Source organism: Olavius algarvensis spirochete endosymbiont (assembly GCA_900608495.1).
GTDB lineage: Bacteria > Spirochaetota > Spirochaetia > DSM-2461 > DSM-2461 > UBA2779.
Window position 1 is genome coordinate 1 of the sequence record UWYT01000210.1, and the last position, 1,093, is coordinate 1,093.

The 1,093-nt window shown below is 48.0% G+C and carries 1 protein-coding gene; it reads right to left on the minus strand.

Features of this window, described 5'->3' with window-relative positions:
* Window positions 1-176 precede the first annotated feature (176 nt).
* A partial coding sequence (locus S1OALGB6SA_RS10225; RefSeq protein ID WP_230204464.1) for an ankyrin repeat domain-containing protein occupies window positions 177-1,093 on the minus strand: 917 nt, incomplete at its 5' end.

Here is a 1,093-nt window from a genome sequence, read left to right on the forward strand (position 1 = left end):
TGAACCGGCATAGGCTGCAAGGGCTCCTCCCAAGTGTATCATATGCAATTCGTCCATTCCCCGCACTATTCTCAACCCAGGGAATCACTACCATAGAGCCTTCACGATCCGCATCAGTGTTTTCCAGATACCCGACAGCCCCATATCCAGGGAAAGGCAGGAGCTGGCCTGACACTCTATTTTGGTTCTGCGGGCCTGATAACCCCATCCTTATCGATGGTGTAATGCCGGATATGATCCATTTGATCGCGCCCTATGGTAAGAATCCTGGATAAATCCTCCGGAATATCTAAAACCTCTCCCCTGGCCTCCAGCCACTCAATAGTCTTGATAAACCAGGGATAGGTAAACTCCTGTATACGCCCAAGGAAGCCATACCAGCTATCTGCATTCGCGTACCTTTCAATTTCCTTCAAGAGCGAGGTTTTTACCTCATCATACTCATTGGTCTCTACATTTAGGTATTTGAAGTCCTTATATTGGACTCCTTCCACCTCGGTTAAAAGATAGTAGACCGCGTTGAAGTATCCATCCATTGCGGCACGCACCACCACCCCCGACCCGAAACCATATGGATTTGCTTTTATTGGCCCCATTGATGAGATATTAGGGTCTGCCCCATAGGAGAGTAGAAGCTTCAACTTTGCCAGGTAGTTCTCATGCATAGTCCCATGAGCCGCATATCCCGAATATGGCGCCTTCAACGGCATCACTATGGGCACTCCATTGGATAAAAAATTGAGTCTGAAGTTAGGATCAAAGCCCCTCTTCAAGGCCTCTTCCAGGTAGAACAAATCCCCGGCAACCTCGGCAGAATGACCTGCTGCAAAGAATGCAACAGAGTTTTTAATACTTCCGAAATAGATATCTGCCCCCAAGTCGAGCAGGGTTACATAGCTTCTCTTCTTACCAAGCAAAATAGCAATCCGAAGTGGCCGGGTTCCATCGCGTGCTTCTTCATCCACATCAACCTTGCCACTTTCAACAAGCTCCTCTATCTTAGCCGTATCTTCCTCAATCACAGCCAAGGCTAGAGCCCGGCCATCACGGTTACCTCTATAAATCCAATTAACTGGAACACCCTCAACACGTA